The 16409-nt window shown below is 74.0% G+C and carries 19 protein-coding genes; 4 read left to right on the plus strand and 15 right to left on the minus strand.

Annotated features, from left to right (window positions below; translation table 11 throughout):
• Nucleotides 1-55: 55 nt before the first annotated feature.
• Nucleotides 56-391, plus strand: a complete 336-nt coding sequence (locus M1O15_RS07625) for an NIPSNAP family protein (RefSeq protein ID WP_248632479.1) — start codon at nt 56-58, stop codon at nt 389-391.
• A 17-nt stretch (nt 392-408) separates the two neighbouring features.
• Here M1O15_RS07625 and M1O15_RS07630 read toward each other — a convergent pair whose 3' ends face one another.
• Genes M1O15_RS07630 through tsaB form a run of 4 tightly spaced genes read right to left on the minus strand, consistent with a single transcriptional unit; the run spans nt 409 to nt 3025 of the window.
• Complete coding sequence (locus M1O15_RS07630; RefSeq protein WP_248632480.1) at nt 409-684, minus strand: hypothetical protein; 276 nt, start codon at nt 682-684, stop codon at nt 409-411.
• 19 nt (nt 685-703) lie between these two features.
• On the minus strand, nt 704-1801 hold the full coding sequence (tsaD, locus tag M1O15_RS07635; protein WP_248632481.1) for a tRNA (adenosine(37)-N6)-threonylcarbamoyltransferase complex transferase subunit TsaD: 1098 nt from the start codon (nt 1799-1801) through the stop codon (nt 704-706).
• Nucleotides 1794-2348, minus strand: a complete 555-nt coding sequence (rimI, locus tag M1O15_RS07640) for a ribosomal protein S18-alanine N-acetyltransferase (RefSeq protein WP_248632550.1) — start codon at nt 2346-2348, stop codon at nt 1794-1796. Before rimI ends, tsaD begins: the two co-directional genes overlap by 8 nt.
• A gap of 20 nt (nt 2349-2368) precedes the next feature.
• Nucleotides 2369-3025: a tRNA (adenosine(37)-N6)-threonylcarbamoyltransferase complex dimerization subunit type 1 TsaB gene (tsaB, locus tag M1O15_RS07645; protein WP_248632482.1), complete on the minus strand. Its 657-nt coding sequence runs from the start codon at nt 3023-3025 to the stop codon at nt 2369-2371.
• A gap of 106 nt (nt 3026-3131) precedes the next feature.
• On the opposite strand from tsaB, the gene M1O15_RS07650 reads away from it, so the two are divergent.
• The gene (locus M1O15_RS07650; RefSeq protein ID WP_248632483.1) at nt 3132-3692 is read left to right on the plus strand and encodes a hypothetical protein; all 561 of its coding nucleotides are present in this window, start codon (nt 3132-3134) and stop codon (nt 3690-3692) included.
• A 17-nt stretch (nt 3693-3709) separates the two neighbouring features.
• Here the strand turns inward: M1O15_RS07650 and M1O15_RS07655 are convergent, their stop codons facing one another.
• The 8 genes from M1O15_RS07655 to M1O15_RS07690 all read right to left on the minus strand — a co-directional run bounded on the left by M1O15_RS07655 (nt 3710) and on the right by M1O15_RS07690 (nt 11568).
• Nucleotides 3710-3895: a hypothetical protein gene (locus M1O15_RS07655; protein WP_248632484.1), complete on the minus strand. Its 186-nt coding sequence runs from the start codon at nt 3893-3895 to the stop codon at nt 3710-3712.
• Between the two features lie 140 nt (nt 3896-4035).
• Nucleotides 4036-4548, minus strand: a complete 513-nt coding sequence (tsaE, locus tag M1O15_RS07660; protein WP_248632485.1) for a tRNA (adenosine(37)-N6)-threonylcarbamoyltransferase complex ATPase subunit type 1 TsaE — start codon at nt 4546-4548, stop codon at nt 4036-4038.
• A gap of 77 nt (nt 4549-4625) precedes the next feature.
• Nucleotides 4626-5891 (minus strand): alpha/beta fold hydrolase, encoded by a 1266-nt coding sequence (locus M1O15_RS07665; protein WP_372499390.1) that lies wholly within the window; start codon nt 5889-5891, stop codon nt 4626-4628.
• Nucleotides 5892-6045: 154 nt separating this feature from the next.
• Nucleotides 6046-7260: an alanine racemase gene (alr, locus tag M1O15_RS07670; protein ID WP_248632486.1), complete on the minus strand. Its 1215-nt coding sequence runs from the start codon at nt 7258-7260 to the stop codon at nt 6046-6048.
• A 127-nt stretch (nt 7261-7387) separates the two neighbouring features.
• Nucleotides 7388-8857 carry an NAD(P)H-hydrate dehydratase gene (locus M1O15_RS07675; RefSeq protein WP_248632487.1) on the minus strand — a complete coding sequence of 490 codons (1470 nt, stop codon included), beginning with the start codon at nt 8855-8857 and terminating at the stop codon, nt 7388-7390.
• Nucleotides 8858-8861: 4 nt separating this feature from the next.
• Entirely contained in the window at nt 8862-9230 is a 369-nt protein-coding gene (locus M1O15_RS07680; protein ID WP_248632488.1) for a holo-ACP synthase, read from the minus strand.
• A 37-nt stretch (nt 9231-9267) separates the two neighbouring features.
• Nucleotides 9268-11115: a glutamine--fructose-6-phosphate transaminase (isomerizing) gene (gene glmS / locus M1O15_RS07685; RefSeq protein ID WP_248632489.1), complete on the minus strand. Its 1848-nt coding sequence runs from the start codon at nt 11113-11115 to the stop codon at nt 9268-9270.
• A gap of 138 nt (nt 11116-11253) precedes the next feature.
• Complete coding sequence (locus M1O15_RS07690; RefSeq protein WP_248632490.1) at nt 11254-11568, minus strand: hypothetical protein; 315 nt, start codon at nt 11566-11568, stop codon at nt 11254-11256.
• Between the two features lie 97 nt (nt 11569-11665).
• Between M1O15_RS07690 and coaA the strand changes: the two genes are divergently transcribed.
• Nucleotides 11666-12673, plus strand: a complete 1008-nt coding sequence (gene coaA / locus M1O15_RS07695) for a type I pantothenate kinase (protein WP_248632491.1) — start codon at nt 11666-11668, stop codon at nt 12671-12673.
• 58 nt (nt 12674-12731) lie between these two features.
• Nucleotides 12732-13676 (plus strand): DUF389 domain-containing protein, encoded by a 945-nt coding sequence (locus M1O15_RS07700; RefSeq protein ID WP_248632492.1) that lies wholly within the window; start codon nt 12732-12734, stop codon nt 13674-13676.
• Between the two features lie 62 nt (nt 13677-13738).
• On the opposite strand, the gene glmM is transcribed toward M1O15_RS07700, so the two are convergent.
• The 3 genes from glmM to rplM form a co-directional block, all read right to left on the minus strand.
• Nucleotides 13739-15097: a phosphoglucosamine mutase gene (glmM, locus tag M1O15_RS07705; RefSeq protein WP_248632493.1), complete on the minus strand. Its 1359-nt coding sequence runs from the start codon at nt 15095-15097 to the stop codon at nt 13739-13741.
• A 188-nt stretch (nt 15098-15285) separates the two neighbouring features.
• A complete protein-coding gene (gene rpsI, locus M1O15_RS07710) occupies nt 15286-15804 on the minus strand; it encodes a 30S ribosomal protein S9 (protein ID WP_248632494.1) in 519 nt (172 codons plus the stop codon).
• Nucleotides 15805-15846: 42 nt separating this feature from the next.
• Nucleotides 15847-16290 carry a 50S ribosomal protein L13 gene (gene rplM / locus M1O15_RS07715; RefSeq protein WP_248632495.1) on the minus strand — a complete coding sequence of 148 codons (444 nt, stop codon included), beginning with the start codon at nt 16288-16290 and terminating at the stop codon, nt 15847-15849.
• Nucleotides 16291-16409: the final 119 nt, after the last annotated feature.

Genomic DNA, 16409 nt, shown 5'->3' on the forward strand with positions numbered 1-16409 from the left:
GACGGGAAGGGGGACGGGACCGGCCTCGCGTCCGGGCGCGGCCTACCATGCGCGGGTGATTACCTGTGTGGTCCGGTATGTGATCGACCCGTCGCGGATCGAGGCGTTCGAGCGCTTCGGGCGCCGCTGGATGGAGCTGGTGGACCGGCACGGCGGCACCCATCACGGCTACTTCCTGCCCGGGGAGGGCGCCAGCGACGAGGCGCTGGCCCTCTTCAGCTTCCCGAGCCTCGCGGCGTACGAGCGCTACCGCGCGCGTTTCGGCCAGGACCCGGAGTTCGTCGCGGCCGACCGCATCCGGGACGGGAGCGGCTGCGTCCTGCGGTACGAGCGCACCTTCATGCGCCCGATACTGCCCGGCAGCGCCGAGCCGGAGCGGACACCCACGTAGGGCGCCCCGCCGGAAGCTCAGCCCCCGGCCACCTCCACCGAGGTGAAGCGCCAGCGGTGGACCGGGCGGGCCAGGAGCTCGGCAGGCGGGTCGGGGAGCTCGGGCACCGTGGTGCCCTCGGGGGCGTCCCACCAGGTCAGCACCAGCACCCGGTCGCCGGGGGCGGTGAAGGTCTCCCGGCGCGACGGGGCGAGCCCGGGCTCGGACGGTGGTCGCTGCGACCGGGCCCAGGCCAGCAGCTCGGCGCCCCGGCCGTCGGCGGCGCGGGCCTCCCACATCAGGGTCTGGGTCACGGCAGCTCCCGGATCGCGGTCACGAGTAGAGGTTCTCCTTGCTGACCTCGTGCACATGGTCGTGATCGTGGTGGTGGCCCGGGACATGGGGGTCGGTGACCGGGAGGGAGGAGTCCGCGGGCAGCTCCAGGTCGGAGGCGGGCCGGTTGCGGGCGACCATCTCGGCACCCAGCGCGGCGACCATCGCCCCGTTGTCGGTGCACAGCTTGGGCCGGGGCACCCGCAGCCGGATGCCGGCCCGCTCGCAGCGCTCGGCGGCCAGGGCCCGCAGCCGGGAGTTGGCGGCCACCCCGCCGCCGATCATCAGATGGTCGACGCCCTGGTCCTTGCAGGCGCGCACCGCCTTGCGGGTCAGCACATCCACCACCGCCTCCTGGAAGGAGGCCGCCACATCCCGTACCGGCACCTCCTCGCCGGCCGCCCGCTTGGCCTCGATCCAGCGGGCCACCGCGGTCTTCAGACCGGAGAAGGAGAAGTCGTACGCGGGGTCCCGCGACCCGCTCAGCCCGCGCGGGAACGCGATGGCGTTCGGGTCGCCCTCCTTGGCGAGCCGGTCGATCACCGGGCCGCCGGGGAAGCCGAGGTCCAGCACCCGGGCGATCTTGTCGAAGGCCTCGCCCGCCGCGTCGTCGATGGTGGCGCCCATCGGCCGGACGTCGGCGGTGATGTCGGGCGCCAGCAGCAGCGAGGAGTGCCCGCCGGAGACCAGCAGCGCCATGGTCGGCTCGGGCAGCCGGCCGTGCTCCAGCTGGTCCACGCAGATGTGCGAGGCCAGGTGGTTCACCCCGTACAGCGGCTTGCCCAGCGCGTAGGCGTACGCCTTGGCCGCCGAGACGCCCACCAGCAGCGCGCCCGCGAGCCCCGGGCCCGCGGTCACCGCGATGCCGTCCAGGTCGCGCGCGGAGATCCCGGCCTCCTTCAGCGCCCGCTCGATGGTGGGGACCATCGCCTCCAGATGGGCCCGGGAGGCGATCTCGGGCACCACACCGCCGAAGCGGGCGTGGGTGTCCACGCTGGAGGCGATGGCGTCGGCGAGCAGGGTGGTGCCGCGGACGATTCCGACGCCGGTCTCGTCGCAGGAGGTCTCGATGCCGAGGACGAGGGGTTCGTCAGCCATGGTTCTCAGTTCCTGATCGTGCGGAGTCGTCCGTGCCGGAGACGGCGGGGAGGGCCGGAGGGGCGGGGTCGGCAGCCGGGATGGGAGGCGGCCCGGCGGGGTCGGCCGCCAGTTCCAGCCGCATCACCAGCGCGTCCACGTTCCCCGGCTGGTAGTAGCCTCGCCTGAAGCCGATGGGCGCGAAGCCGAAGCGCTCGTACAGCTTCTGCGCGCGGGTGTTGTCCACCCGCACCTCCAGCAGCACCTCGGCGCACTCGAAGGCGGTGGCGTGCTGGAGCAGGTCGGTGAGCAGCCGGGCGCCGAGCCCGGTGCCCCACTGGTCGCGGGCGGCGGCGATGGTCTGCACATCGCCCAGACCGCCCGCCGCGGCCAGCCCCGCGTACCCGGCGAGCCGGCCGTCCTCGGTCTCGGCCACCACATAGCGGCGGGAGGCGCGCGGCCCGCGGGCGTGCGCCAGCTCGGACCAGAACATCCCCTCCGACCAGGCGTCCTCCGGGAACAGCTCGTGCTCCAGGACCAGCACCGCCGGGATGTCCCACCAGCGCATCTCGCGCAGGACGATCCCGGTCACCGGGGCGTGACCACCTTGTAGTTCTTGGGGACCTGCGCGTCCGGGCGGCGCAGGTACATCGGCTGCGGCTCCTCGAACGGCTCCCCCGCGGCCAGCCGCTCGGCGGCCAGCGAGGCGAGCGCGGCGGCCGACTGGTGCTCGGGGTCGCGGGCGTCCGGGAACACCTCCCCGTACAGCCGCGCCCCGGCGCCCACCGCGGGCAGCCCGGCGACGGCCTCGGCGATCTCGGCCGGGCGGTCCACGGCCGGTCCGCCGACCCGGGTGCGCGCGTCCTCGTACCGCGCCCAGTAGACCTCCTTGCGGCGGGCGTCGGTGGCCACCACGAAGGGCTCCTCGATCCCGGAGGCGTAGGCGAGGCCGTCCAGGGTGCACACCCCGTGCACCGGTACGCCGCCGAGCGCGGAGGCGAAGGTCGCGGCCGTCACCAGGCCGACCCGCAGTCCGGTGTACGGGCCGGGGCCGACGCCGACCACGATGCCGGTGACCTCGCCCAGCGCCCGCCCGGACTCCTTCATCACCCGGTCCACGGCGGGGAGCAGCAGCTCGCCGTGGCGGCGCGCGTCCACCTGACTCGAACGGGCGATGACGGCCGAGCCGTCGTGCAGGGCGACGGTGACGGCGGGGGTGGCGGTATCCAAGGCGAGCAGCAGCACAACGAACAGCCTACGGCTCCCCGGGGCCGGGCATGCCGCCCCGGCCCCGCGCTCCGATCCTGCTACGGTCACACCGGGTAGGCATACATGTGAAATGGGTGACGACATGGCCGTTCGAAGTGCGCAACTGGTGGCGGGTCTCACCGCGGCGGCCGCCCTCACCATCGCCGGCTTCGCCTACCAGGCGGCGACGAACGTCCCGGCGGCGCTCACCTCGGGGGCACGCGCCGGGGACGCGACCCCGGCGGCGCGCGCCCCGGGCGCGCAGGAGGCGCCCGCCCATCCGACCGCGCTGCCGAAGGACTCCGGCGAGGGCCCCCGGGTGGTGTACGCGCTCGGCGGGCGGCGGGTCTGGCTGGTCGACGAGGCCGGCAAGGTGGCGCGGACCTTCCCGGTGTCACCGAGCACGGTCCACCCGCCGGCCGGCACCTACCAGGTCTCGTCCCGCTCGAACAGCGTGGCCGGCTCGGACGGGGTGCGGATCGAGCATGTGGTGCGGTTCGCCACCGTGGAGGGGGTGACGGTCGGCTTCAGCGCGGCGGTCGACGGCTCCGCGCCCCCGGCCGACCCGGCCCGCAGGACCGGGGGCATCCGGATGAAGCGCGCGGACGGCGACGCGATGTGGACCTTCGCGACGGTCAACTCCAAGGTCGTCGTCGTCGACTGAGCCCCCGAACCGGCTGCTCAGGCCGCTCGCGGCGGGGCCTCCGTACGCCCCTCGGCGCCGGTCGCCCCGCCACCCGCAGCCTCTTCGGGAGTGTCCCGCAGCAGCCGGGGAGGGGTGGACACCGCGCTGGCCGCCGCGCACGACGCCAGCAGGTCGCGCATCGACACGTCCGTCTCGGGCCCGTCCTGCTTCGACCTCGGCATGGTTGCCTCCCGGGGCTCCATAGGGCGCAGGTTAGGTACACCTAACCAAGTCCTCAGGTCCATGGGACCACGCCTCGCCCGCCCGGTGCAACATGGTGCCGACATCTTGTCGGAAAGTACGGGCCGGGGGCTCCTGCCCCCTACGGCTGGGCCGCCGCCAGGTCGACTCCGGTCCAGCGTCCGCCGATGCCGGTGAGAGTGACCCGCCGCCGGTCGTCGTCGGTCTCCCCGACGACCCGGTCGATGACGATGTGCAGCCGGTCCTCGGACAGCTCCTCGACCTTGCCCTCGCCCCACTCGACCACCACCACCGACTCCGGCAGCGAGACGTCGAGGTCCAGGTCCTCCATCTCGTCCAGACCGCCGCCGAGCCGGTAGGCGTCCACATGGACCAGCGCGGGCCCGCCGGTCAGCGAGGGGTGTACGCGGGCGATGACGAAGGTCGGCGAGGTCACCGCGCCCCGCACCCCCAGGCCCTCACCGAGCCCGCGGGTCAGCGTGGTCTTCCCGGCGCCCAGCTCACCGGTGAGCAGGACCAGGTCGCCGGGGCGCAGCAGTGCGGCGAGCGCCCGCCCGAGGGCCTGCGTCTGGTCGGGCGAGTGGAGGGTGATCCGGGCCGCCGCCTCGGCGGCCGGGGAGTGCGGTGCTTCCATAGCCGCCAACGGTAGCCCGTACGCCGACGGCGGCCGGTACGGAGCGGGGCTCGGCTCGTCGGGGAGTGCGGGCCGGCTCAGCTGCCGCCCGTACGGCAGGAGTCCGGGTCCGGGTCCTGGGCCGACGCGGGCAGGGCGCCGACCCGGTCCAGCAGGCGCAGCAGCAGCCGGTCCACCGCCTCGGGGTGCTCCAGCATCACCAGATGGCCGCCGTCCGGCACCAGCACCAGTTCGGCGTCGGGCAGCAGCGCGGCGATGGCCTCGGTGTGCGAGCTGGGGGTCACCAGGTCCTGCTGCCCGGCCAGGGCGAGCGAGGGGACCTCGGCGAACACCGCCAGCGCGGCCGCCTTGTCGTGCTCGTTGAAGGCCGGGTAGAACTCGGCGACCACGTCGATCGGGGTGGACTCGATCATGCGCTCGGCGAACCGGGCCACCGCCGGGTCCACCTCGGCCGACGAGAAGGAGTAACGCTTCACCAGGCCCGCGAACAGGTCGGCGGTGGCCCGGCGGCCCTTCTCCACCAGCTCCGCCTGGGAGCCGAGCGCCCGCAGTATCTGCGGCAGCACCCGGCGCACCGCGTTGACCCCGGCGACCGGCAGCCCGTAGTTGACCTCGCCGAGGTTGCCGCAGGAGGTGCCGACGAATGCGGCGCCGACCACCCGGTCGCGCACCAGCTCCGGGTACTGCTCGGCCAGCGCCATCACCGTCATGCCGCCCATGGAGTGCCCGACCAGCACCAGCGGCCCCTCGGGCGCGGCCGCGTCCAGCACCGCCTTCAGGTCGCGGCCGAGCTGGTCGATGGTGACCGGCACCGCGTCGGGACCGCGCTGGGCGGCGCCGCGCGCGGAGCGGCCGTGGCTGCGCTGGTCCCAGTGGACGGTGCGGACCAGGCCGCGCAGGGCCGCCCGCTGGAAGTGCCAGGAGTCCTGGTTGAGGCAGTAGCCGTGGCTGAAGACCACGGTCACCGGCGGGCGGCCGGGGGCACCGCCCGCTGGTGCCCCCTCGGCCTCGTCCACCTCGTAGTACAGCTCGGTGCCGTCGTCGGCGCGGGTCTTGCCGGGGACGCCGCGCAGGGCCCCGTAGGGACCGGCCGCGTCCAGCGCCAGCCGGGCCTTGCGGCGCATACCGCGGCCGACGGTGAGCCGCTCGATGGCCACCCCGGCCGCCGCGCCCGCGGCGAGCACCCCTATCGCGGCGCCCGCGAGACCGGCGCGCCGCCAGGCGGCCGAGCCGACCGGCACCGGCAGCGGCATCGGCACCTCCGGTACGGCGGAGGCCGCCGCTCCGGCCGCGGCGGCGCCCGCCGCGCGCACCGCCCGCCGGGAACGGGCCGCCCCGGCCATCCGGTCCACCCCCGCGGCGGCCGCGCGGGCCGCCGGACTGGTCTCACTCACTACGGCTGCCTCCCGCCGCTCCTGCGGTCCCGCTCCGCGCGGCCCCGCCCGTCGGTCCCGGTCCACCGGTCCCGATCACTCGTTCCCGGCCCACCGGCTCCGGTCAGCCGGTCCCGTCCGCTCCGGAAGACGTCCCGGATTCCATCCCGCTCGCCTCATGGAGATGGACGCGCGGCACGCGTGAACCGATCCGGGTCACGATCTCGTACGCGATCGTGTCCGCGGCCCGGGCCCAGTCCTCGGCGGTCGGCTCACCCTCATCGCCTGCCCCGAACAGCACAGCCTGTGCACCCGGTTCCACGGTGTCCCCCGAGAGGTCCACCACGAACTGGTCCATGGCGATGCGTCCGGCCACCGTGCGCACCTTGCCGCCGACCAGCACCGGGCCGCGGCCGGAGGCGTGCCGCGGGACCCCGTCGGCGTAACCGAGCGGGACCAGGCCGAGGGTGGTCTCCCGCTCGGTGACGTAGTGGTGGCCGTAACTGACGCCGTGTCCGGCCGGTACGCCCTTGACCAGCGCCACGCTGCCGGACAGCCGCATCACCGGGCGCAGCCCGAAGTCGGCGGCGGTGCCCAGCTCGGGGCTGGGCGACACCCCGTACATCGCGATGCCGGTGCGGACCAGGTCGAAGTGGGCCCCGGGGACGGTGAGCGCCGCCGGGGAGTTGGCGAGGTGGCGCACCTCGGGCTCGACGCCCGCCTTCTCGGCGTACGCGAGCATGTCCCGGAAGACGTCCACCTGGGCGGTGATGGAGGGGTCGCCCGGTTCGTCGGCGCGGGCCAGGTGCGACCAGATCCCGGTGACCCGGAGCAGTCCGTCGCCCTGGGCGCGCAGCGCCTCGGCGACCAGGGCGGGCCAGTCGGCGGGCTGGCAGCCGTTGCGGCCGAGGCCGGTGTCGGCCTTGAGCTGGACACGGGCCGGGCGTCCGGCGGCCCGGGCGGCGGCGGTGACCTCGGTGAGCGCCCACAGCCCGCTGACCCCGATGTCGATCCCGGCCTCGATCGCCTCGCGCCAGGGGTCGCCCGGGGTCCACAGCCAGCAGAGCAGCGGGGCGTCGATCCCGGCGGCGCGCAGGGCGAGGGCCTCCTGCGGGGTGGCGGTGCCCAGCCAGTGGGCGCCGGCCTCCAGCGCGGCCCGGGCGCAGGGGACGGCTCCGTGGCCGTAGGCGTCGGCCTTCACCACGGCCATGAGGCGGACGCCCGGCCCGACCCGGCCGCGCAGGGCGCGCACATTGGCGCGCAGCGCGCCGAGGTCGATCTCGGCGCGGGCGCGGGGGTGGTGCGGCGCGCGGGGGGTCTGCGGTGTCATCTCGCTCATCGCGCTCAGTCTCTCACCCCGGTGTCCGGGGCCCGCGTGCCTCATCGGCAGGGTGTCAGGTCACCGGCGGGGGCCTGTCACGGAGCGGGCCCTCAGCCGCCGGTGGAGTCCCGCCCGGTTTCCGCGGTCAGCCGCCGTCCGCCACATCCCGCCAGGCGCCCGGCAGGGCCTCGGCCACGTCGTAGGCGGCCACCGGGGCGCCCCGGGCGGCGCGGCGGGCGGCCAGGCCGTGGAGGTAGGCGGCGGCCGAGGCGGCGTCCCGGGGGGCGAGCCCGGCGGCGAGCAGGGAGCCGGCCAGTCCGGAGAGCACGTCCCCGGAGCCGGCGGTGGCCAGCCAGGGGGTGCCGGTGGGGTTGACCCGGACCGGCTCCTTCGGGTCCGGGGAGGCGACGACCGTGGTGGAGCCCTTGAGCAGCACGGTCGCCCCGTACGTCGCGGCCAGTTCGCGGGCGGCCGCCAGCCGGCCGGCCTCCACCTCCTCGCGGGCGGCGCCCAGCAGCGCGGCGGCCTCCCCGGCGTGCGGGGTGAGCAGGGTGGGCGCGGGCCGGGCGCGCACCGCGGCCGGGTCGAGCAGCCGCAGCCCGTCGGCGTCCACCAGCACCGGGACCTCGGAGGCCAGCACCGCCTCCATCCCCGGGGTGTCGCCGAGGCCGGGGCCGATCACCCAGGACTGCACCCGGCCTGCCTCGGCCGGGCCGCCGGGGTGCACCAGGGTCTCGGGGTGGCGGGCGAGCACCGCCTCGCCGGCCGGGCCCGCGTACCGCACCGCCCCGGCGCCGCCGCGCAGCGCCCCGGAGACGCAGAGCACCGCGGCACCCGGGTAGCGGGCGGAGCCGGCGACCACCCCGACCACCCCGCGCCGGTACTTGTCGCTCTCGGCGGCGGGGCGGGGCAGCAGCCGGGCCACGTCCTCGTGTTGCAGCGCCTCGGCCGCCGCCGCGCCGGCCGGGAGGTCCAGGCCGATGTCGACGAACCGCAGGGCGCCCGCGTACTCCCGGGCCGGGTCGATCAGCAGCCCGGGCTTGTACGCGCCGAAGGTGACGGTGGCGTCGGCCCGTACCGCCTCGCCCGGCACCGTCCCGGTGTCGGCGTCCACCCCGCTGGGCAGGTCCACGGCGACCAGCAGGGCGCCGGAGTCGCGGGCGGCGCGGGCCAGCGCGGCGGCGTCCGGGCGGAGCCCGCCGCGGCCGCCGATGCCGGTGATGCCGTCCAGGACCAGGTCGGCCCCGGCCAGCGCGGCAGCCGGATCACCGGCCACGGCGGAGGCCGGGCGGGAGGTGCCACCGGCGGCGGTCAGCGCGGCCAGGGCGGGGCGGTGGACCTTGGGCCGCCCGTCCTCGCCGGGCGAGCCGAGGAGCAGGGCGGTGACCCCGGCGCCGCGCCGGGCCAGCCGGGCCCCCGCGTAGAGCGCGTCGCCGCCGTTGTCGCCGCTTCCGGCGAGGACCACCACCCGGGAGCCGTAGACCCTCGGCAGCATCCCAGCACAGGCGGCGGCCAGCGCGGCCACGGCCCGCCGCATCAGCGCGCCCTCCGGGAGCCGGGCCATCAGCGCGGCCTCGGCGGCCCGTACGGTCTCGACGGGGTAAGCGGTACGCATACGGTCAACCCTCCGCGATCACCACGGCGGAGGCCACCCCCGCATCGTGACTGAGCGACACATGCCAGCTCCGGACGCCCAGCTCGGCGGCGCGGGCCGCGACCGTGCCGGACACCCGCAACCTCGGCTGCCCGCTGTCCTCCACATACACCTCGGCGTCCGTCCACAGCAGCCCGGCGGGCGCGCCGAGCGCCTTGGCCAGCGCCTCCTTGGCGGCGAACCGGGCGGCGAGCGAGGCGATGCCCCGGCGCTCGCCGCTCGGCAGCAGCAGTTCGGACGGCACGAACAGCCGCTGGGCCAGCTGCGGTGTCCGCTCCAGCGCCGCCGCGAACCGGTCGATCTCCGCGACGTCGATCCCCACCCCGATGATCACACCTACTCCTCGCTCAGTCGTACACCCCTGTGGATCATCACTCGACCGTGACCGACTTGGCCAGGTTGCGGGGCTGGTCCACCTCGTTGCCGCGGGCGGTGGCCAGCTCGCAGGCGAAGACCTGGAGCGGCACGGTGGAGACCAGCGGCTGGAGCAGCACCGGGGTGGCCGGGATGCGGATCAGGTGGTCGGCGTACGGGACCACGGTCTCGTCGCCCTCCTCGGCGATCACGATGGTGCGGGCGCCGCGGGCGCGGATCTCCTGGATGTTGGAGACGATCTTGTCGTGCAGCACCGAGCGGCCGCGCGGGGAGGGCACGACCACCACCACCGGCAGGTCCTGCTCGATCAGGGCGATCGGGCCGTGCTTCAGCTCACCGGCCGCGAAGCCCTCGGCGTGCATATAGGCCAGCTCCTTGAGCTTCAGCGCGCCCTCCAAGGCCACCGGGTAGCCCACATGGCGGCCCAGGAAGAGGACGGTGCCCTTGTCGGCGAGCGAGCGGGCCAGTTCCCGTACCGGCTCCATGGTCTCCAGCACCCGGTCCACGTCCTCGGCGATCCGGGCCAGGTCGCGGACCACGTCCCACACCTCGTCGCCCCACTTGGTGCCGCGCACCTGGCCCAGGTAGAGCGCCACCAGGTAGCAGGCGACCAGCTGGGTGAGGAACGCCTTGGTGGAGGCGACCGCCACCTCGGGCCCGGCGTGGGTGTAGAGCACCGCGTCGGACTCGCGGGGGATGGTGGAGCCGTTGGTGTTGCAGATGGCCAGCACCCTCGCGCCCTGCTCCCGGGCGTGCCGCAGCGCCATCAGGGTGTCCATGGTCTCGCCGGACTGGCTGATGGCGATGACCAGGACGCGCTGGTCGAGGATGGGGTCGCGGTAGCGGAACTCGCTGGCCAGCTCCACCTCGCAGGGGATCCTGGTCCAGTGCTCGATGGCGTACTTGGCGATCAGCCCGGCGTGGAAGGCGGTGCCGCAGGCGACGATGACGACCTTCTGGGCCTCCCTCAGCACCTCGTGCGGGATGCGGATCTCGTCCAGCGAGAGCGAACCGGAGGCGTCCACCCGGCCCAGCAGGGTGTCGGCGACCGCCTTGGGCTGCTCGGCGATCTCCTTGAGCATGAAGTAGTCGTAGCCGCCCTTCTCGGCGGCCGAGGCGTCCCAGTCCACGTGGTACGCGCGCACCTCGGCCGGGGCGCCGTCGAAGTCGGTGACGGTGACCCCGTCCCGGCGCAGCTCCACCACCTGGTCCTGGCCCAGCTCGATGGCGTCCCGGGTGTGCTCGATGAAGGCGGCCACATCGGAGGCCAGGAACGCCTCGCCCTCGCCGACGCCGACGACCAGCGGGGAGTTGCGTCGGGCGCCGACCACGGTGTCCGGGTCGTCGGCGTGCACGGCGACCAGGGTGAAGGCGCCCTCCAGCCGGCGGCACACCAGCCGCATCGCCTCGGCCAGGTCGCCGCCGGCGGAGAACTCCTCGGCCAGCAGGTGCGCGACCACCTCGGTGTCCGTCTCGGACGCCAGGTCGTGGCCGCGCTCGGCCAGTTCGGCGCGGAGCGCGGCGAAGTTCTCGATGATGCCGTTGTGGACGACGGCGACCCGTCCGGCGTTGTCCAGATGGGGGTGGGCGTTGGCGTCGTTGGGCGCGCCATGGGTGGCCCACCGGGTGTGCCCGATGCCGGTCGGGCCGCTCGGCAGCGGCCGGGTGGACAGCTCCTTCTCCAGGTTGACGAGCTTGCCCGCCTTCTTGGCAGCGGCCAGCGACCCGTCCGCGAGCACCGCGACACCGGCCGAGTCATAGCCCCGGTACTCCAGCCGCTTCAGACCGGCGAGCACCACATCAAGCGCCGACTGACCGCCGACGTATCCCACGATTCCGCACATGTCGGCAGCCTACGACCGCGCTCCGCCCCCGGCCCGTCAGCCGGGCGCGGAACGCGGCATACGGGGCAGGGGCGGGGCGGGAAGGGTGCGGTGTACGGGGCCGGCACGGGCCGTCAGCCGGGGCCGGCGGCCCGCCCGTCAGCCGAGCTTCTTCACCTGGGCGTCGACCACCGCGGTGGACTTCACCGGCTCGCCGCCCCCACCGGTCAAGGCGGCCAGATCGATGGTCCCGAAGGTGGCCAGGGTGGAGCCCCTGCGGCCCGCGGTGAGCTGGTAGAAGGGGACCTCCTTGCCCTCCATGTCCATGAACACCGTCCAGCCGCCGGCCTCGTCGCCACCGGTCGCCGGGGACTCCACGATCTTGGTGAGGGTGACCTTGTCCTGCCCCTTGAGCTGGTCGGCGAGCTTCTCGACCTTGTAGCCCTTGACATCACCCTGGGCGATGACGACCACCCCGCCCTCCGGGGCGCTTCGGTACGAGGTTCCCGCCCCGCCACACCGTGACCGACCCCACGCCCCACTCGGCGCCTCGGCGCACGACAATGGCCAGGTGATCACAACGCCGTCCCGAAGCTCCTCCGCCCAGCGCCGTGCGGAGGCCGCGCCGGCCACGCCGTACGTCGACCTCACCCGTGAGGAGTGGAGCGCGCTGCGTGCCAAGACGCCGCTGCCGCTGACCGCCGAGGAGGTGGAGCGGCTGCGCGGCCTCGGCGACGTCATCGACCTGGACGAGGTGCGCGACATCTATCTGCCGCTCTCCCGGCTGCTCAACCTGTACGTCGCCGCCACCGCCAGTCTGCGCGGCGCGCTCAACACCTTCCTCGGGGACGCCGCCGGGGGCGGCAAGAGCTCCCAGCGCGGCACCCCCTTCGTCATAGGGGTGGCCGGCTCGGTCGCCGTCGGCAAGTCCACGGTGGCCCGCCTCCTCCAGGCGTTGCTGGCCCGCTGGCCGGAGCACCCCCGGGTGGAGCGGGTGACCACCGACGGGTTCCTGCTGCCGATGAAGGAGCTGAAGGAGCGCGGGCTGATGTCCCGGAAGGGCTTCCCCGAGTCGTACGACCGGCGGGCCCTGACCCGGTTCGTCGCCGACATCAAGGCCGGCAAGGACGAGGTCACCGCCCCTGTCTACTCCCATCTGATCTATGACATCGTGCCCGGTCAGCGGCTCACCGTGCGCCGCCCGGACATCCTGATCGTGGAGGGGCTCAACGTCCTCCAGCCCGCCCTGCCCGGCCAGGACGGCCGCACCCGGGTGGCCCTCGCCGACTACTTCGACTTCTCCGTCTACGTGGACGCCCGGGCCGAGGACATCGAGTCCTGGTACCTCAACCGGTTCCGCAAGCTGCGCGACACCGCGTTCCAGGACCCCTCCTCGTACTTCCGCAAGTACACGCAGGTCAGCGAGGAGGAGGCGCTGGACTACGCCCGTACCGCCTGGCGCACCATCAACAAGCCGAACCTGCTGGAGAACGTGGCCCCCACCCGCGGCCGTGCCACCCTGGTCGTCCGCAAGGGCCCGGACCACAAGGTGCAGCGGCTGTCCCTGCGCAAGCTCTGACCCCACCGGGGATCGCCGGAAGCCACCGGAGACCCGGGAGACCCGAAGGGCCACGCCCGTGCTCCATCTGCGCCTGATCGTGCCGTCCGACCGCACCGACCAGGTGGTCGGCGTGATCGAGAAGACGGTCGGCACCACGCACCTCGTCGTCGTGCCCGGCGCCTGCCGCGACCCGGCCGGAGACCTCGTCCTGTGCGATGTGGCGCGCGAGGCGGGTGACGGGCTGATCGCCGAGCTGCGCGCCCTGGGCCTGGACCGGTCCGGCGCGATCACCGTGGAGGAGATCGGGCTGTCCCTGTCGGCCCGCGCCGAGCAGGCCGAGAAGGACGCGCCCGGCGAGGGCGCGGACGCGGTGCTGTGGGAGCAGTTGCAGGACGCCACCCACGAGGAGTCCACCCTCAGCGTCACCTATGTGGCGTTCCTGACCCTCGCCACGATGATCGCCGCCTGCGGTGTCGTCCTGGACAACGCCATCCTGGTCGTGGGCGCCATGGCGGTGGGCCCGGAGTTCGGTCCGCTCGCCGGCATCTGCACGGCGCTGGTCCGCCGCCGGCCCCGGCTGGCGATGCGCTCGCTGACCGCGCTGGTCGTGGGCTTCGCGGCCGCGATGGCGCTGACGGTGCTGTTCAGTCTGCTGATGGACGCGACCGGCCTGTTCACCGACGGCATGCTGCACGGCGAGCGGCCGAACACCGGCTTCGTCTACGCGCCGGACTGGTTCTCCTTCGTGGTCGGCCTGCTCGCCGGTGCCGCCGGAACCCTGTCGCTCACCTCGGCGAAGTCCGGCGCGCTGGTCGGGGTGGCCATCTCGGTCACCACCGTCCCGGCGGCGGCCAACGCCGCGGTGGCGCTCGCCTACGGGGACCTCGGCCAGACCAGGGGCTCGGCCGAGCAGCTGCTGCTCAACCTGCTGGCGATCGTGCTCGCCGGGACGCTGACGCTGCTGGCGCAGAAGTCCTTCTGGGGGTGGCAGCGCCGCCGCACCCGGCGGGCGGGTACCTGAGGACGGGAGAGGGGCGCTCCGCCGTCACCGGCGGGGCGCCCCTGATTCCGCGTGGGGACTGGTCAGCCCAGCGCCGACTTCACCACGTCGGCCAGCTCCCCGGCGATGGCCCGGGCCTGCTCCAGGTCGGCGGCCTCGACCATGACCCGCACCAGCGGCTCGGTGCCGGAGGGGCGCAGCAGCACCCGGCCGGTGGCGCCCAGGCGCCGCTCGGCGTCCGCGACCGCGGCGCCCAGCTCGGCGGAGGTCTTCACCCGGGACCGGTCCACGTCCTTGACGTTGACCAGCACCTGCGGCAGCCGCTCCATCACCCCGGCCAGCTCGGCCAGCGAGCGGCCGGTGGCGGCGACCCGGGCGGCCAGCATCAGCCCGGTCAGGGTGCCGTCGCCGGTGGTGGCGTGGTCGAGCACGATGACGTGCCCGGACTGCTCGCCGCCGAGCGCGTAGCCGTGCTCCTTCATGGCCTCCAGCACATACCGGTCGCCGACCGCGGTCTGCACCAGCTTCAGCCCCTCGCGCTCCATGGCGAGGGTGAAGCCCAGGTTCGACATCACGGTGGCGACGACGGTGGCGCCGCGCAGGGTGCCGGCCTCGCGCATGGCGAGCGCCAGCACGGCGAGGATCTGGTCCCCGTCCACCTCGGCGCCGGTGTGGTCCACGGCCAGGCAACGGTCGGCGTCCCCGTCGTGGGCGATGCCGAGGTCCGCGCCGTGCTCGATCACGGCGGCCTTCAGCAGGTCCAGGTGGGTGGAGCCGCAGCCGTCGTTGATGTTGAGCCCGTCGGGGGCGGCGCCGATGGTGACGACCTGGGCGCCGGCCTGCTCGAAGGCGGCCGGGGAGACGCCCGCGGCGGCGCCGTGCGCCTCGTCCAGGACGATCTTCAGCCCGTCGAGCCGGTTGGGCAGCACCGACAGCAGATGGGCGACGTACTGGTCGAAGCCCTCGGTGTAGTCGGCGACCCGGCCGACGCCCGCGCCGGTGGGCCGGTCCCAGGGCGCGCCGGTGCGGTGCTGCTCGTAGACGGCCTCGATACGGTCCTCCAGCTCGTCGGCGAGCTTGTGACCGCCGCGGGCGAAGAACTTGATGCCGTTGTCGGGCATGGCGTTGTGGCTGGCGGACAGCATCACGCCGAGGTCCGCGCCGAGCGCCCCGGTGAGGTGGGCGACCGCCGGGGTGGGCAGCACCCCGACCCGCATGACGTCCACGCCGGCACTGGCGAGTCCGGCGACGACCGCCGCCTCCAGGAACTCGCCGGAGGCGCGCGGGTCGCGGCCCACGACGGCCGTGGGCCGGTGCCCCTCGAAGGTCCCCGCCTCGGCGAGCACATGCGCGGCCGCCACGGACAGGCCGAGCGCGAGCTCCGCCGTCAGATCCGCGTTGGCGACGCCGCGCACACCGTCCGTGCCGAAGAGTCGTCCCACAGTTGTCCTCCGAAGTACTCCGATGAAGCCAGGTGAAGCCGGGTGAAGCGGTGGACGCAAGTCGAGCGGGCCGACGCGCGCGCAGACGGCGTAGGTCCCGGGATGACCCGCGTCCGCAGACGACGTACGCCCCGACAGCACGAGAGGTGCCGCCGGGGCGTACGTACGAGCAGACCGAGCAGGCGTGTTTAGCGCTTGCTGTACTGCGGGGCCTTGCGGGCCTTCTTCAGACCGGCCTTCTTGCGCTCGACCGCACGGTCGTCGCGGCTCAGGAAGCCGGCCTTCTTCAGGGCGCCGCGGTTGTTGTCCACGTCCGCCTCGTTCAGCGCGCGGGCCACGCCCAGGCGCAGGGCGCCGGCCTGGCCGGAGACGCCGCCGCCGGAGATGCGGGCGATGACGTCGTAGCGGTTGTCGAGTTCGAGCACCTTGAAGGGCTCGTTGACTTCCTGCTGGTGCACCTTGTTGGGGAAGTAGTCCTCAAGGGTGCGGCCGTTGATCTTCCACTTGCCGGTGCCCGGGACGATCCGGACGCGGGCGATGGCGTTCTTGCGACGGCCCAGGCCGGCGGCCGGCTGGGGCTCGCCGAAGCGCGAGGCCATGGACTCCGAGGTGTACTCGCCCTCGACGGGCGTCTCGGACTCGAAGGTGGTGACCTCGGCGTAGGTCTCCTCGCCCTCGACGGGGTTCTCAACAGTGGTCTCGGCCACGATGCTCCTCAGATTTCTTTCGTTCTTAGGGGGTGGCCGGAACTACTGCGCGACCTGGGTGATCTCGAACGGGACCGGCTGCTGGGCAGCGTGCGGGTGGTTCTCGCCCGCGTAGACCTTCAGCTTCGAGAGCATCTGACGGCCGAGGGAGTTCTTGGGGATCATGCCCTTGATGGCCTTCTCGACGGCCTTCTCGGGGTTCTTGTCCAGCAGCTCGTCGTAGCGGACGGAGCGCAGACCACCCGGGAAGCCGGAGTGGCGGTACGCCAGCTTCTGGGTCCGCTTGTTGCCGGACAGGTGCACCTTGTCGGCGTTGATGATGATGACGAAGTCACCCATGTCCATGTGCGGCGCGTAGACGGGCTTGTGCTTACCCCGCAGGAGGTTCGCAGCCGTCGTCGCCAGACGGCCCAGGACAACGTCCCGCGCGTCGATGATGTGCCACTGGCGAGTGACGTCGCCGGGCTTGGGGCTGTACGTACGCACTTCGTAGCCTTCGCTTCTTCAGTGGAGGGATGTCCAGACACACCTGAAGCGATCATGCAGCTGGGGCCCACACTGCCGGGAACACCGCCCGTATGCGAGCCACTGGTAACTGCTCCAGG

Origin of the sequence: Streptomyces lichenis (assembly GCF_023218175.1) — a bacterium.
GTDB classification, from domain to species: Bacteria; Actinomycetota; Actinomycetes; order Streptomycetales; family Streptomycetaceae; genus Streptomyces; species Streptomyces lichenis.

Bases quoted from the DNA above. Each gene is read 5' to 3' on its own strand.
- tsaD (WP_248632481.1), bottom strand. From the start codon at position 1,801: ATGGCTGACGAACCCCTCGTCCTCGGCATCGAGACCTCCTGCGACGAG.
- rimI (WP_248632550.1), bottom strand. From the start codon at position 2,348: ATGCGCTGGTGGGACATCCCGGCGGTGCTGGTCCTGGAGCACGAGCTG.
- M1O15_RS07650 (WP_248632483.1), top strand. From the start codon at position 3,132: ATGGCCGTTCGAAGTGCGCAACTGGTGGCGGGTCTCACCGCGGCGGCC.
- M1O15_RS07655 (WP_248632484.1), bottom strand. From the start codon at position 3,895: ATGCCGAGGTCGAAGCAGGACGGGCCCGAGACGGACGTGTCGATGCGC.
- tsaE (WP_248632485.1), bottom strand. From the start codon at position 4,548: ATGGAAGCACCGCACTCCCCGGCCGCCGAGGCGGCGGCCCGGATCACC.
- M1O15_RS07665 (WP_372499390.1), bottom strand. From the start codon at position 5,891: ATGGCCGGGGCGGCCCGTTCCCGGCGGGCGGTGCGCGCGGCGGGCGCC.
- alr (WP_248632486.1), bottom strand. From the start codon at position 7,260: ATGAGCGAGATGACACCGCAGACCCCCCGCGCGCCGCACCACCCCCGC.
- M1O15_RS07675 (WP_248632487.1), bottom strand. From the start codon at position 8,857: ATGCGTACCGCTTACCCCGTCGAGACCGTACGGGCCGCCGAGGCCGCG.
- glmS (WP_248632489.1), bottom strand. From the start codon at position 11,115: ATGTGCGGAATCGTGGGATACGTCGGCGGTCAGTCGGCGCTTGATGTG.